This is a genomic window from Sphingomonas oligophenolica (genome assembly GCF_039522915.1).
Taxonomy (GTDB): domain Bacteria; phylum Pseudomonadota; class Alphaproteobacteria; order Sphingomonadales; family Sphingomonadaceae; genus Sphingomonas; species Sphingomonas oligophenolica.
Window position 1 is genome coordinate 61885 of sequence record NZ_BAAAEH010000007.1, and the last position, 13833, is coordinate 75717.

The window sequence follows — 13833 nt, forward strand, 5'->3', positions numbered from 1 at the left end:
GGGTCGGTTCAGTTCGTTCGGGGGACGCACCGCTAGCTTTATCGGGATGACGGCGGGGGGTATTTTCCCCCAATCAACGCTGCCGTCTATCGAAGCTGCGGTTCGCATGGTCTCCCGGGCTGGAGCTTCCGGCCGCTGACCATGTCAGGAGGTTGCCGGGTCTTCGGACCCGGCAGCCTCTTTTCATGTCTGGCCTGGTCGGTGACGCGACTCCTTCGTCCTGGCGCTCGGAGCGCGGCGCGAGCGCCTGGGCAAACAGGGTCGCGAAGACGGCTTGTTCGACGGCCTGCTCTCCCGCATGATTTGGCCGCGCGATCGCGAAGGTCGGGCATTGGCGGCTGGGGGACTATCATGCGCGGCTTCGCTCTTCTGTTGATCGGCTCGGCTCTGATGACATCGGTTGAGGCGCACGCCGGCCCGAAGGTCGAGGAGGCCTCGATCGCCGATCTCGATGCGATGCTGGCCAAGGGCACCGCGACCAGCGTGTCGATCACCCAGGCCTATCTCGCCCGGATCGCGGCGATGGACCGCAAGGGACCAACGTTGCGCGCAGTGATCGCGACCAACCCCGACGCCCTCGCCGAGGCACGGGCCAGCGATGCGCGGCGCAAGGCCGGCAAGGCATTGGGGCCGCTCGACGGCATCCCGGTGCTGATCAAGGACAATATCGAGACGAAGGATTTGCCCACCACTGCCGGCAGCCTCGCGCTCAGGGACAATCGCACCGGTCGCGATGCGCCCGTGGTGGCCGAACTCCGCAAGGGTGGGGCGGTGATCCTCGGCAAGACCAACCTCTCCGAATGGGCCAATATCCGCTCGACCAAGGCGATGAGCGGCTGGAGCGCGGTCGGTGGGCTGGTGCGCAATCCCTATGCGCTCGATCGCACCGCCTGCGGCTCGTCGAGCGGCTCGGGCGCTGCGGTGGCGGCGAGCTTCGCCGCGGTCGCGATCGGCACCGAGACTGACGGCTCGGTGGTCTGCCCCTCGTCGATGAATGGCCTGGTCGGGCTGAAGCCGACGCTCGGCATGGTTAGCCGCACGCACGTCGTGCCGATCAGCCACAGCCAGGATACGCCGGGGCCGATGGGGCGCAGCGTGAGGGATGTCGCGATCCTGTTCTCGACCATGGTCGCCACCGATCCGGCTGACGTCGCGACGCGCGATGCGGACAAGTACAGACGCGACTTTACCGCCGGGCTGTCGGCGGATGCGCTCAAGGGTGTGCGGATTGCTGTCCTTCACCCCGACATGCCCGATACCCTCAAGGTGCGATATGAAGCGGCGCTCGCGGTGCTGAAGGCGCAGGGCGCGGTCCTGGTCGATGTCGAGGCGCCCAAGGATGGCGGCCGCGGCGACGCTGAGTTCGAGGTGCTCAAGACTGAATTGAAGGCCGATCTCGACGCCTATCTGGCGACCACGCCGAATGCCGTGACGACGCGCACGCTCGATCAGGTGATTGCCTTTGACGAGGCAAACAAGGCGACGGAGATGCCCTTTTTCGGGCAGGAGATATTCCTCGACGCTGCCAAGGCCCATGGCCTCGCTGATGCCGAATATCTCGGCGCCCGGGCGAAATCGCTGCGCCTGGCCGGTGCCGAGGGGATCGACGCGATGCTCAAAAAGGCTGATGCCACCATATTGGTCGAGCCGACCTACGGATTGCCCTGGCTGAGCGATACGGTCTCCGGCGACAATTTTACCGGCCCGAGCGCGAGCGAGCTGCCCGCGATCGCCGGCTATCCGCATCTGACCGTGCCGATGGGGCTGGTGAAGGGTCTGCCGGTCGGCCTGTCCTTCATCGCCACCGCCTGGGGGGATCAGGCAGTGCTGAACGTCGGCTACGCTTATGAGCAGGCGAGCCATGCCCGGGTCGCGCCACGCTATCTGGCGGTGGCTGATGGGGGCGCCGGTCTTGAAGCCGCACGATAGACGCCGTCCAGTGATCGGAGCGAAGTTGGTTCGACTTCGGGTATGAGCCCTTCGCCGCATTCTCTATTGGACAGGAATCCACAAACCTCTCCTGATCGCGGGAGCCGGAGCCTGCCCCGCCCGCCGCAAAGGAAGCGCCGTCATGTCAGCGAATGTCCCGACCAATTCCGGCTTTCAGAATCGCAAGACGCCCGGCGTCTATATCACTGAGCTGGATGCCTTTCCGCCTTCGATCGTCGGCGTCGCGACCGCCGTCCCGATCTTCATCGGCTATACAGAAACCGCCCGAGATCCATCGACCGGCGAGCCCGTCTATCTTCAGGCGATCCCGTTGAGCTCAATGGCTGACTATCGCAGTTATTTCGGCGCGGGGTTCGATGCAAAGGGTGTCGTCGCGGCCGCCGCGCCAGCCGCCGAGAGTGATTTCCAGGCATTTTCATGGGACGGCTCGGCCAACCTGCCTTCCAGCGCAGGCTATGTGGTCGGGACCTCGGTGACGCCCGCCGGCACCATGACCTACGGGCCGCAGTTCAATCTCTATTCGGCGCTGGCGCTGTTTTTCGCCAATGGCGGGGGCAATTGCTTCGTTATCTCGGTCGCCAATTATTGGGGAACCGCAAGCGTAACGCCCCCGGCGGATTCAACACCGGCTGCCGTCGATGTGAACGACCTGTTGGCCGGACTTGCCGTTTCGAACACCGTGCGCGGCGGCACCATGCTCGTGGTGCCCGACGCCTGTCTGCTGGTCGGGACCGACGCCAAGGGTGCGTTGACCTATCCAGGATATCAGGCTGTCGTCGTCGAGATGCTGCGGCAATCAGGCACGCTTCAGGATCGTATGGCCATCCTCGACCTGCCGGGCGCGCTCGAACCGGCCAACTGGTCCGCGGATGCGATGCAGCAAGAGGCGGATGCCTTTTACGCGGCCATCGCGCCGGCCGCTGACGTCTTCAGCTATGGCGCCGCCTATGGCCCGGCGCTTCAGTCTTCGCTGCTTGCCAAGACCGATCTCTCCTGCTCCAATCTGAGCGGAAGCGCCGCCGGCACTACGCTCATGAACAATCTGCTCACGACCCAGGCCCAGTCGCTCTATGCGGCCGGCACCCCCGCTTCAGCCGGCACGAGCTTTCCGTCCGCCTTTGTCGATATCGCGGCGCACATCGCGGCTGCCTTTCCGGTCGCCGGCGCGTCGCCGATCACATCGGATCCGGCCAATATCGTCGGCGTGGCGCAAGGCCTGGCGGTTTCCCTGCCGGGCCCCATCGCTGTGCCGACCGACGGCGCGGGCATCGAAGCGCTCGATCAATATCTGCTGGCCGCGCTGCCCCTGCTCGGCACTATCCAGCAGATCCTCGCCGACAAGCTCAACGTCGTGCCGCCAAGTGGCGCCATGGCGGGTATCTGGGCACTCAACGACGCCAATCACGGCGTCTGGATCGCGCCGGCGAACATGGCGCTCAACCAGGTGCTCGCACCCAAGGTGCTGCTGAACGACGCGCAGCAGGGCGCGTATAATGTGCCGCTCAACGGCAATGCCATCGACATCCTCCGCGCGTTCGTCAATCGCGGTACGGTCGTCTGGGGCGCGCGGACGCTTGACGGCAATAGCGACGATTATCGCTACATCCAGGTTCGCCGGACGCTGATCTATATCGAGCAGTCGATCCAGCAGGCGCTCGAGCCCTTCACCTTCGCGGCCAATGACGGCACGACCTGGATGACGGTCACCTCGATGATCTCGAATTTCCTGACCCAGCTCTGGCAGGCCGGCGGGCTGATGGGCGACAAGGCCAGCGATGCCTTCACCGTTCAGTGCGGCCTGGGCTCGACGATGACCGCAGAGGATATTCTCAACGGCTATATGATCGTCAACGTCACGCTCCAGATGATCCATCCGGCTGAATTCATCGAGCTGACGTTCAAGCAGGCGATGCAGGGGGCCTGAACCCTTAGCGTTTCCGATTCCACCGGCTTGCGAAGGCCGCCTGCCACAGCAGCAGCAACGGCACGACAACGAGCTCCATCGCGAAGGCGAACAGATGGCCCTTTGACGGCACGCCTACCGCGATCAGCGACCCGACCCGGGAAAGCCCGCCGACGATCACCAGCGCCCCCAGCAATCGGAAGCGCGGGCCCTTGGCCTCGATGCCCGGCACGCAACTCGCAAAGGCCACGCCCACCGCGAAGAAGATGCCCGAAACGTAGCGGAAATGGCTGTCGAGATCGATCGGGATTACCGGCGGGTGGCCGAGAAAGGCGGGTCCGTGCAGGATGCTCTGGCCGCCGGTGATGAGCGGCACGAGACAGGCGATCGCCACCACGGCCTGCAGCGCACGCTTCTCGGCCAGCAGGCTCACGCCCGGTCTTTTTCGAGCAGCTCCGGCCGGATATGGATAGCGGTCAGCGACATCCGCACCTCGATCAGGAACGAAACGAGCGCTGCGATCAGCAACAGCATTGCAAGGATGAAGGAAAGCGCGACCGCTGTGCCGATATGAAGCTTGGCCAGCTCGGCAACGAACAGCATGGCGACGACGAGACAGGTCATCACGGCGCTCGACACGCCCAGTACCAGGGCCATGTTGATCACTGACATCCGCCGGTCGAGCAGGCGCAACTCCCAGACATGGCGGTCATGCTCGGGGCCGGTCGAGCGGGGATGCAAGCTTTCCACTGCGCGGGCGCGGTCGACGACGCGCGAAAGGCGCCCGGCCAGGACGTTGATCAGCGCACCGATCCCGGCCAGCATGAAGACCGGCGACAGCGAGAGCTGGATCGTCTGGGCGATCGTGGTGACGGCGGGGGAATATTGCACGAAAGGATAGTGGGGGTTTCGCGGCCCAGGGGTCAAGCGCGAACCGGTTGGTAACCGATGAGGGCGTAACGACCTCGTCATGACCAAGCCGATGCTGCTCGCAGAGTTCACGCGCCTGCCACCGGTGACGCGAGCCGTCGTGTTCGACGGTCTGTCGGGCGCGATCGATCCGGTCGCCGAGGCAGCGCCCGAGACTCATCGCTTCCTGCGCTATCAATGGTTTGCGGCGGCACTCGCTGCCTATGGGGGCCAGGCGCGCACCATCCTGATCGAGCATGACGGCGATCCGGTGATCGCACTGCCGATGATCCGTTTCGGGCCCACCCCGGCGCGCCTCGCCGCGGTGCCGGGCTCCTACTGGCCGTTCCGGAGCTTTCCGGTGAGCGAGGTGGCCGGTGAGGGCGCGTTCAATACCCTGCTCGACAGCCTTGGCCGCGAGGTCAACGCCCTCAGAATCGGCCCGGTCAATGATGGTGATCCCTGTCTCGCGCCCCTGATCGCCGCGGCGCGGGCGAAGGGATGGGCCGTGCTCGACCGGTTCGTCGCCGACAGCTGGGTTCTCGACATGACAGCGGCGCGGGGCGAGGAGGCCTGGCCCCGCACCTCGACACTGCGCAAGAACCGCTTCCACGAAAAGCATCTGGCCGAACGGGGCGCGCTTGCATGGCGGTTCCTCGGCGGCGCTGATCTGGCATCGGGCGGGTTCGACGCCCTTGCGTCGGTCGAGGAGAAAAGCTGGATTGCGACTGAAACCGACGGCCGTGATGCAAAGTTCACCGCAGCCGGGCACGGCGCTTTCTGGCGTACGGCCGCGCAGGATCCGGTACTTGCCGGCATGATGAGCGCCGGGCTGCTCCTGGTCGATGACGCGCCGGCTGCCTTCTCGTTCGATCTGAACGCGGGCAACCTCAAATATGCGATCGCCAACAGCTATGATCCTGCCTTTGCGAAATATTCGCCGGGCAAATTGCTTTCCTACCGCACCCTGTTGCGCGGCCTCGAGCAGGGACTATGCCGGGTCGATTGGGGCGCGGGCGACAGCGGGTACAAGAGCGTGATCGGCGCTGAACGGGGCGGCGCGATCCGCGACTGGTTGCTGGTTCGGCCCGGCCTGCCCGCGCTGCTCGGGCGGGCCTTGCGCCATATCTGGACGAGGAGCGGCCAGCGGCCGATGCCGCCCGGGATGGGGAAGGATTCCGACGCGGCGATGTGATCACCGCCCATCGGCTCCGGATATCAGCACGCGCCGGGGTCGATCCAGGTCAGGATCTTGTGGCGGTCATGCCATCCGCCGACTCGCATTTCATCTCCCACCGACACCGGAATCGGCGCAGCGAGGGGCGTCAGGGTCGGTGAGGAGAAGAAGAGGGCGCCCGGCTCGGGCCGAGCCTCGAGCGTTGTTTCAGCGTCGAGCTCGAGCCTGATCCACCGGGCGATCGTGTCGACATGCCCTGCCTTCAACGCCCGGCACGCGACGGCGCAGCGTTCCGAGGCCGGAAAGCTTGCTTCCGAAAAGTCGAACCGGAACAATGTTTCCCCGTCAGAGAGCAGATCCAGGCCCGGCGTATCGATTGGCCGCAACAGCGCGACATCGACGAAATCGGCGAGCGGAGACAGGTCGAAGCCGCAGGCGGCGTCGATTTTTCCGCTCCGATCATGATCCTCCCACGCAGCAAGGCCGACGCACAGGCTGGCCGCCCTCGGAACAACCGGTGCGCCGGGTGCCAGCAGCCGCGCCCGCACGTCGCCGATCGCCGAGAGCGGATCGAAGCCGAGCAGGCCGTCAGCGAAGATATCGCAGAACAGCAGGTCGGCAGGCCGTTCCAGGTCAGTGCCGATCGTCACCTTCTGCGACGGGCCGGTGATCACCTCGATCCGGTCGGCATAGCCGTTGCGCGCCGCCAGCGCGCGGGCAAGCTCGGCGGCGACCGGATTGGTTTCGCAGGTGACGACCTTCGCCGCTCCAGCGCGCGCGGCCATCAGGGCGAGCATGCCGGCACCGGTGCCGATCTCGAACACCAGCATGCCGGGCCGGATCGCGCGCCGCAGCGCTGCGTCCCAGGCGCGGTTGCGCCGCGCATCGTTCATCATCGGCACGTGATAGCCGGGCAGCATTGACGCCAGCAGCCGGCGTCCGCGCATGACGGTGGCCGGGTCGTCGCGGCCAAGCGCCATTGCCTCGCGCGCAAGCTTCACCGCGCGGCGCCGATGCTTCTCGGCGGCAACCATCTCGGCGAGTCCGATCAGGTGGAAAGGATAGTCGGGTCGTTGCCGCAGCGCCGCGCCGAGCGTGGCGATCATGCGGTCGATATCGTCGCTCACCGGCATCCCCTTCGCCGATACCCTAGGTCAGCGCCGCAAATACCGGAAGTACCACACCTCATGCCCCTGCCGCCGCGCCTTGCGCTCATAGCGGGTCTCGGGCCAGTCGTCGGGGCGGGTCAGGAAATCGCGCGGGTGCTCGGCCAGCCATTCGAAATCGCTGCGCGCGTTCATCACCATCATCGCCCAGCGGCAATAGGTCGGATCGTCAGTGCCGAGGCGGAATTCGGCGCCGGGTTTCAGCTTGGCCGCGATCAGGTCGAGCGGTCCGTGATTGACCATCCGCCGCTTCGCGTGGCGCGCCTTCCGCCACGGATCGGGATGGAGCAGGTAGACGCGGGTGAGCGAAGCATCGGGCAGCCGCTCGATCACATCGAGCGCATCGCCCATGTGAAGCCTGACATTCTCCAGATCGCCGTCGCGGACATGATTGAGCGCGCCGACCACGCCATTGAGGAATGGCTCACAACCGATAAAGCCGCTGCCGGGCCGCGCCGCGGCCTGCCCGGCAAGATGCTCGCCGGCGCCGAAGCCGATCTCGACTTCGAGTGGCCTATCGTCGCCGAACAGGTTCGTCGCGTCGAGCGGGCCCGTCTCAGGCACGCTGATCCGCGGCAGCAGCTCCTCGACAAGCGCGGCCTGGCCGAGACGCAGCTTGTGCCCTTGGCGACGGCCATAGAGGCGGCGGATCGTGGTGGGGTCGTTCATTGCCGGGCGGCCATAGTCTCGTGAGGCTTGGGTGCAAGCCTTCAACGAAAACGGCGCCGCCCCGCCAGGGGCCGCGCCGCATCGTTTCGGCTTTCGCCCGGTTGGCTCAGGCAACAGCAGCCTTGAGCTTGTCGACCAGGTCGGTCTTTTCCCAGGTGAAGAAATCGCCCTCCGGCTTGCGGCCGAAATGGCCGTACGCCGCGGTGCGCTGATAGATCGGCGCATTGAGCTTGAGGTGCTCGCGGATGCCCTTCGGCGTCAGGCGCACCAGCTTCGGCAGAACCTCTTCCAGCTTGGCTTCCGGAACGGTGCCGGTGCCATGCGTGTCGACATAGACCGACAGCGGCTCGGCAATGCCGATCGCATAGGAAAGCTGGATTGTGCAACGGCGTGCGAGCCCCGCGGCAACCACATTCTTCGCCAGATAGCGCGCGACATAGGCGGCCGAACGGTCGACCTTGGTCGGGTCCTTGCCCGAGAAAGCGCCGCCGCCATGCGGGGCCGCGCCACCATAGGTGTCGACGATGATTTTGCGGCCGGTCAGGCCGGCATCGCCGTCGGGGCCACCGATTTCGAAACGGCCGGTCGGATTGACGTAGATCTTGGTCTCTTCGTCGACAAAGCCCTTGGGCAGGACTTCGTTGAACACGCCGACGACATAGTCGCGAAGCTCCTTGTAGAGCTCGGGATTGCCCTCGGTGCCATCGTAGAAATAGCCGGGCGCATGCTGGGTCGAGACGACCAGCGCGGTCGCGCGGACCGGAACTTCGTTGCGATATTCGAGCGTCACCTGGCTCTTCGCATCGGGCTCGAGGAACGGCACGACCTTGTTGTGGCGGTCATGCGCGAGCTTTTCGAGGATGCGGTGCGAATAATAAAGCGTGGCGGGCAGCAGGTCGGGGGTTTCGTCGGTCGCATAGCCGAACATGATGCCCTGGTCGCCGGCGCCCTCGTCCTTGTTGCCGCTCTCGTCGACGCCCTGCGCGATATGCGCTGACTGCGCGTGCAGGTGATTCTCGAACGAGAACGTCTCCCAGTGGAAGCCGGCTTGCTCATAGCCGATCCGCTTCACCGTCGCGCGGACCGCTGCCTCGATCTCTTCCTTGGCCCCCGGCGCCCATTGGTCGTTCTCGAACACGCCCTTGCAGCGGATTTCACCCGCCAGCACGACCCGGTTGGTCGTGGTCAGCGTCTCGCACGCGATGCGCGCATAGGGGTCCTTGGAGAGGAACAGATCGACGACCGAATCCGAAATCTGGTCGGCGACCTTGTCGGGATGGCCTTCGGAAACCGATTCGGACGTGAAGAGGAACGACGCGCGCATTGAGTCACCCTTGGCTGGCGGTCCGGCACGCCGGAAACCGCATATAAAGCTTTCCTTATATGCGCCCCTAGCGAGCAGCCCGGCGGATGGCAACTGCCACGAGCAGCATCATGGCCGCCGTGATGAGCGCCATCCAGTTGCCGAGGCGTGAGAAGAGGGTCGGCGGATCCGCTTCGGGCATCGCCAGCTCGATCGCGCCGGCCCTGTGCAATCCGACGCTGTCCAGCAGCCGGCCGTCGGCGTCGATCACGGCCGAGATGCCGGTCGGCGTCGCTCGGATGATCGGAATCCCTTCCTCGATGGCGCGGAGCCGCGCCTGGGCGAGATGCTGGGGCGGGCCCCAGGTGCCGAACCAGCTGTCGTTCGATGGGTTGAAGATCAGCGCGGGCCGGTGCGCCGGGTCAGTCACCTGGCCCGAAAAGATGATCTCGTAGCAGATCTGCATGCCCACCGTGCCGAACCCCGGCAGCGCGATCGTGCGCGGTCCCGGACCATCGGCGAAATCGATGTCGCCGGGTACCAGCCGGGAGAGGCCGATTGCCGTCAGGATCGGCCGCAGCGGCAGATATTCGCCGAACGGCACGAGGTGCGCCTTGTCGTAGCGGGCGAGGATGGAGCCTCGCGAATCAAGCGCGAAGATCGAATTGGTCGCGGCTCTGACATCGCCGCGTGCGTCGAACTGGAGCGCGTTGCCCCCGGTGAGCAGAATGTCGCGCGGCCCGAGCTTCGCGGCGATCCGCTGCCTGATCATCGCGGGCGAGGCAGTGCCATAGACATAGGGCGGATAGCCGTCCTCGATCGAATAGCGCAGCGCGCCTTCGGGCCACACGATCAGGCGGGGATGCGCGCCCGGCTCCCCCGCCAGCGATTCGAGCGCGCGCAGGTTATTTTCCGCATAGTCGGGCGTGGGCCGCTCTTCCTCGCCGAGATTGGGCTGGACGATGCGGATATGTGGATAGGCCGCCCCCGCTGCGGGCGAGCCCTTGTGGCCAATGTTGAGAAGCGCGGCCAGCGCGCCGATCGTCAGCATCGCGGCGAGCAGGCGCCACCGCCGTGCAATGGCGAGCATCAGGCTCCCGGCGAATGCTGTCGTGAGGCCCGACAGTGCATAGGTGCCGACAAGGGCGGCCGTGCGCGCGATAGGCAGCATCGGCACCCAGATCGCGCCGAGCGGGTTCCACGGATAGCCGCCGAGCATGGTGCCGCGCAGCCACTCGGTAACGATCCAGGCGGCGCCGAAGACCAGCACATAGCCGGCGCCCGGCGGCGTCCGCGCATCGCCCGTCGAGCGCGGGCTCGCAAACCGCCAGGCAAGCCCCGCCGCGAGCATCGTATAGATGGCCAGATAGCAGGAGGCGAGAACCACCCCGACATAGCCGAGCCATTGCGGCATCGCATCCTGGAAGGCGAAGGGATGTTGCAGCCAGTTGTTGCCGACCGCGAACTGCCCGAGCCCGAACAGCCAGCCGCGCAGCAATGCTTGTTTGAGGGTGGGCGATTCATGGACCAGCCAGATCCAGCCGCCGAAACAGGCAAGGGCAAGCGGCCAGAAACCGAATGGCGCGAATCCGGTTGCCGAGAGCGCGCCGAGGGCAAGGGAGAGAAGGGCAGGGTAGCGACGTCCCCGGTTCCCCAATTGCCGCATATGTTCGTAAGCCAACGGTGTTCCCATCGTTCTGCCGGACTGGTTCCGGCATTCACCGGGCCGTCAACGCCTCGGCTGCTTCCTATGCGAAAAGGGCGGACCCGGAACAAGCCCGGGGTGACGAAAGCCGCGCAATGAGGCTATGAATCGTCAATGACCCTCCGCCCTTTCCATCTCGCCTTCCCGGTCCATGATCTCGCCGCCGCCCGTGCTTTCTACGCCGGCGTGCTCGGCTGCGCCGAGGGGCGCAGCGCAGCGGGCTGGATCGATTTCGATCTGTTCGGCCACCAGATCGTCGCCCATCTCGACCCGGCGGCACAGGCGGTCGCCGTCTCCAACCCGGTCGACGGCCATGACGTCCCGGTCCCGCATTTCGGCGTGGTGCTGACCATGCCGGACTGGGAAGCGCTCGCCGCGCGGGTGAGCGCGGCCGGCGTCAGCTTCGGCATCGAGCCGCATATCCGCTTTCGCGGCCAGCCCGGCGAGCAGGCGACGATGTTCTTTCTCGACCCCTCCGGCAACGCCCTCGAGTTCAAGGCGTTTGCTGATGACGCGATGCTCTTCGCGACATAAGGACCTCGCCATGAGCCAGCCGATCACCGTCGATATCCCGCACAAACATGGCCGCGAGGCAGTGCGCGCACGCCTCGACAAGGGAGTCGGCAAGATCGCCGCGATGTTCCCGGGCGGCGCCGTCGCCGAGCATCGCTGGGAAGGCGACACGCTGCATTTCACCGTGACCGCGATGGGCCAGCGCGTCGCCAGCCGGCTCGATCTGTTCGACGATCGGGTCCATGCCGTGATCGATCTCCCGCCCTTCCTGGCGCTTTTCGCCGACAAGATCCGCGCGAAGCTCGCCAAGGACGGACCGTCGCTGCTCAAATAGAGCCGTTAATCCTTCCGGATCTCGATCACCCCGATCCGCAGCAGCAATTCCGCCGATCGCGCGAAATCGGTGAGCAGCGTCTCGAGCAAAGGCTCGAGCCCGCGATTCTTGATGACGCCGATCGGCACGGTCACGCCGCCGCGCGGATCCTCGATCAGCAGCCCGCTCTCGATCATCTGGGCGACCTGGCGGCGCACCGTTTCTCGGGGGAGTCCGCTCGCGGTCGCGATCGCGTTGCGCGAGATCGGCACGACCCATTCGCGCGGCAATATCTCGGTTGCGGCAAAGCCTGCCGGAATGCACCGCTCGCGCATCAGTTTCTGCACATTGGCGACAGAGACGGTCAGGTAGATCAGCAACTCGGTCGGGCCGACGGACGCAGCACCGGCCAGGGTATGGTGAGTCGTCAGAAACAAATTGGTCAGCGCCGACATCGCGACGCGCCAGTTTTCGGCCATCTTGGCGGGATTGCTCACAACCCGATCGCTCATTCAGTGCCCCGCCTGGACGGATAAGGCCGGGTTGGCCCCTGCTACCCGATATGGGTAACGCCGCATTTATCGTAAACTATCAAGTAGCTTGGCAAAAGCTATAGCGCTATCGGGGGAGAGACCGGATTGGCGCGACCAGCGCGCCTGCCCCCCGGTCGCGAAGAGGGGGAGCAGGCGCTGGCGGAAGCCGCCGCGCCGGCGCGGGCTGCGGGTGCTTCGGGGGGAGCAAAGCCGCGGCCCGACCTCTCTTCTTATTCTCTTTTTCTTATTTTCCGGCGCTCACCCGCCAGATCACATTGCCGACATCGTCGGCGACCAGCAACGCGCCCGTCTTGTCGGTGATCACCCCGACCGGCCGTCCCTGGGCCTGGCCCTTCGCATTGAGGAACCCGGTCAGCACATCGACCGGTTTCGCGCCCTTGACGGGAAAGCCATTGTCCCCAAACGGTACATAGACGACCTTGTAGCCCGATACCGGCACCCGATTCCACGATCCATGCTCGCCGATAAAGGCGCCATTGGCAAAGGTCGCGCCCAGCTTCGCATCCCCGGCAAAGGCGATGCCGAGTGCCGCGACATGAGGCCCGAGCGCATAGTCGGGCCGCTTCGAATATTGCTGCAGATCGGGATTGGCCGGCTCGACGCGCTTGTCCGGATAGCCGCCCCAATAATACCAGGGCCAGCCGAAATTGTCGCCCAGCTCGATCTGGCTCATATAATCGGGCGCGAGGTCGGAGCCGAGCATGTCGCGCTCGTTGACCGTCACCCAGAGCTCTTTCGAATGCGGCTCATAGGCCAGGCCGTTGGGGTTGCGTAAGCCGGCGGCGTAGATCCGGAAGGTCTTCGCGTCGGGATAGACCTGGAGGATGTTGGCGCGGAATTTCTCGGCGTCGATGCCGTTCTCGGCGATGTTGGTGGACGAGCCGACCGTCACGAACAGCGTCTTGCCGTCGGGCGCGGCGATCACGTTGCGCGCCCAGTGGAAGCCGCCCGGGCTCAGCTTCACCACCGTCTCGGGCTTGGCGGTGATCCGTGTATCGCCTTCCTTGTAGGGCACCCGGACCAGCGCATCGGTATCGCCGATATAAAGCCAGCCCCCCATCAGCGCCATGCCAAAGGGCGAGTTCAGTCCCGAGAGCAGCACGGTCCTGGTCTCGGCCATGCCGTCGCCGTCGAGATCGCGCAGCAGTATGATCCGGTTGGGGGAGGGCCCGCCGGCGCCGCCCTTGTCCATCAGGTGGTTCATCACCAGGCCGGTGATGCCGCCCCCTTCGCGCGGCGGCGAATTGGTTTCCGCCACCAGCACATCGCCGTTGGGCAGCCGGTAGAGCCAGCGCGGATGATCGAGCCCGCGCGCAAATGCCGTCACGGTCAGCCCGGCGGCCGGTGTCGGCGCGGCGCCCTGCGGCCAGCCGACCGCTTCGGCGATCCTGATCGTCGGGAAATTCTGCGGCCGCGGTGGCGTGATCTGCGGCCGCGCGCCGGTAACGGCATTGACCGCCAGATGCGCCTCGTCAGGCTGGCTGATCCAGAGCCAGATGCCCGCCGCTGCGACGATGAAGATGCCGAGGATGATGAGGAGGTGTTTGCGCATGAGACAAGGTTACGCCGTCCCCGGCGCGCGCGGAAGGCCAAAAAACCGCGTATTTCGGCAAATCGATGGGACGCGCCGCAAGCCGAACGCGACAAAAAGGGCCGCCGACGCGAAGAGCG

Annotated in this window: 13 protein-coding genes; 5 read left to right on the forward strand and 8 right to left on the reverse strand. The window is 65.6% G+C overall.

Annotation, left to right across the window (positions count from 1 at the left end; translation table 11 throughout):
- The first annotated feature begins 351 nt into the window (after positions 1 to 351).
- Both ABD050_RS05205 and ABD050_RS05210 read left to right on the forward strand, forming a co-directional pair.
- Positions 352 to 1929 (forward strand): amidase, encoded by a 1578-nt coding sequence (locus ABD050_RS05205; RefSeq protein ID WP_425542411.1) that lies wholly within the window; start codon positions 352 to 354, stop codon positions 1927 to 1929.
- Positions 1930 to 2071: 142 nt separating this feature from the next.
- The gene (locus ABD050_RS05210; RefSeq protein ID WP_343888167.1) at positions 2072 to 3874 is read left to right on the forward strand and encodes a phage tail sheath family protein; all 1803 of its coding nucleotides are present in this window, start codon (positions 2072 to 2074) and stop codon (positions 3872 to 3874) included.
- 4 nt (positions 3875 to 3878) lie between these two features.
- Here the strand turns inward: ABD050_RS05210 and ABD050_RS05215 are convergent, their stop codons facing one another.
- Positions 3879 to 4286 (reverse strand): DUF4345 domain-containing protein, encoded by a 408-nt coding sequence (locus ABD050_RS05215; protein WP_343888168.1) that lies wholly within the window; start codon positions 4284 to 4286, stop codon positions 3879 to 3881.
- Positions 4283 to 4744 (reverse strand): DUF2721 domain-containing protein, encoded by a 462-nt coding sequence (locus ABD050_RS05220; protein WP_343888169.1) that lies wholly within the window; start codon positions 4742 to 4744, stop codon positions 4283 to 4285. Before ABD050_RS05220 ends, ABD050_RS05215 begins: the two co-directional genes overlap by 4 nt.
- Positions 4745 to 4823: 79 nt before the next feature.
- On the opposite strand from ABD050_RS05220, the gene ABD050_RS05225 reads away from it, so the two are divergent.
- Positions 4824 to 5957: a GNAT family N-acetyltransferase gene (locus ABD050_RS05225; protein ID WP_343888170.1), complete on the forward strand. Its 1134-nt coding sequence runs from the start codon at positions 4824 to 4826 to the stop codon at positions 5955 to 5957.
- A gap of 23 nt (positions 5958 to 5980) precedes the next feature.
- Here ABD050_RS05225 and ABD050_RS05230 read toward each other — a convergent pair whose 3' ends face one another.
- From ABD050_RS05230 to lnt, 4 genes are all read right to left on the reverse strand, one after another.
- On the reverse strand, positions 5981 to 7066 hold the full coding sequence (locus tag ABD050_RS05230; protein ID WP_343888171.1) for a 50S ribosomal protein L11 methyltransferase: 1086 nt from the start codon (positions 7064 to 7066) through the stop codon (positions 5981 to 5983).
- A 27-nt stretch (positions 7067 to 7093) separates the two neighbouring features.
- Complete coding sequence (trmB, locus tag ABD050_RS05235; protein WP_343888172.1) at positions 7094 to 7774, reverse strand: tRNA (guanine(46)-N(7))-methyltransferase TrmB; 681 nt, start codon at positions 7772 to 7774, stop codon at positions 7094 to 7096.
- A gap of 106 nt (positions 7775 to 7880) precedes the next feature.
- Positions 7881 to 9098 carry a methionine adenosyltransferase gene (metK, locus tag ABD050_RS05240; RefSeq protein WP_343888173.1) on the reverse strand — a complete coding sequence of 406 codons (1218 nt, stop codon included), beginning with the start codon at positions 9096 to 9098 and terminating at the stop codon, positions 7881 to 7883.
- A 67-nt stretch (positions 9099 to 9165) separates the two neighbouring features.
- The gene (lnt, locus tag ABD050_RS05245; RefSeq protein WP_343888174.1) at positions 9166 to 10758 is read right to left on the reverse strand and encodes an apolipoprotein N-acyltransferase; all 1593 of its coding nucleotides are present in this window, start codon (positions 10756 to 10758) and stop codon (positions 9166 to 9168) included.
- 138 nt (positions 10759 to 10896) lie between these two features.
- Here lnt and ABD050_RS05250 point away from each other — a divergent pair, with 138 nt between their 5' ends.
- Together ABD050_RS05250 and ABD050_RS05255 are read left to right on the forward strand one after the other, a co-directional pair.
- The gene (locus ABD050_RS05250) at positions 10897 to 11316 is read left to right on the forward strand and encodes a VOC family protein (protein ID WP_343888175.1); all 420 of its coding nucleotides are present in this window, start codon (positions 10897 to 10899) and stop codon (positions 11314 to 11316) included.
- A 10-nt stretch (positions 11317 to 11326) separates the two neighbouring features.
- Positions 11327 to 11629, forward strand: coding sequence for a polyhydroxyalkanoic acid system family protein (locus ABD050_RS05255; protein ID WP_343888176.1), 303 nt, complete (start codon positions 11327 to 11329; stop codon positions 11627 to 11629).
- A gap of 5 nt (positions 11630 to 11634) precedes the next feature.
- On the opposite strand, the gene ABD050_RS05260 is transcribed toward ABD050_RS05255, so the two are convergent.
- Entirely contained in the window at positions 11635 to 12120 is a 486-nt protein-coding gene (locus ABD050_RS05260) for a hypothetical protein (RefSeq protein ID WP_343888177.1), read from the reverse strand.
- A gap of 265 nt (positions 12121 to 12385) precedes the next feature.
- A complete protein-coding gene (locus ABD050_RS05265; protein WP_343888178.1) occupies positions 12386 to 13714 on the reverse strand; it encodes a PQQ-dependent sugar dehydrogenase in 1329 nt (442 codons plus the stop codon).
- Between the last annotated feature and the right edge of the window lie 119 nt (positions 13715 to 13833).

What these genes read in the sequence shown, in the direction of transcription:
- ABD050_RS05250 (WP_343888175.1), top strand. Translation starts at nt 10,897, where the DNA reads ATGACCCTCCGCCCTTTCCATCTCGCCTTCCCGGTCCATGATCTCGCC.
- trmB (WP_343888172.1), bottom strand. Translation starts at nt 7,774, where the DNA reads ATGAACGACCCCACCACGATCCGCCGCCTCTATGGCCGTCGCCAAGGG.
- ABD050_RS05255 (WP_343888176.1), top strand. Translation starts at nt 11,327, where the DNA reads ATGAGCCAGCCGATCACCGTCGATATCCCGCACAAACATGGCCGCGAG.
- ABD050_RS05260 (WP_343888177.1), bottom strand. Translation starts at nt 12,120, where the DNA reads ATGAGCGATCGGGTTGTGAGCAATCCCGCCAAGATGGCCGAAAACTGG.
- metK (WP_343888173.1), bottom strand. Translation starts at nt 9,098, where the DNA reads ATGCGCGCGTCGTTCCTCTTCACGTCCGAATCGGTTTCCGAAGGCCAT.
- ABD050_RS05205 (WP_425542411.1), top strand. Translation starts at nt 352, where the DNA reads ATGCGCGGCTTCGCTCTTCTGTTGATCGGCTCGGCTCTGATGACATCG.
- ABD050_RS05210 (WP_343888167.1), top strand. Translation starts at nt 2,072, where the DNA reads ATGTCAGCGAATGTCCCGACCAATTCCGGCTTTCAGAATCGCAAGACG.
- ABD050_RS05265 (WP_343888178.1), bottom strand. Translation starts at nt 13,714, where the DNA reads ATGCGCAAACACCTCCTCATCATCCTCGGCATCTTCATCGTCGCAGCG.
- ABD050_RS05225 (WP_343888170.1), top strand. Translation starts at nt 4,824, where the DNA reads ATGACCAAGCCGATGCTGCTCGCAGAGTTCACGCGCCTGCCACCGGTG.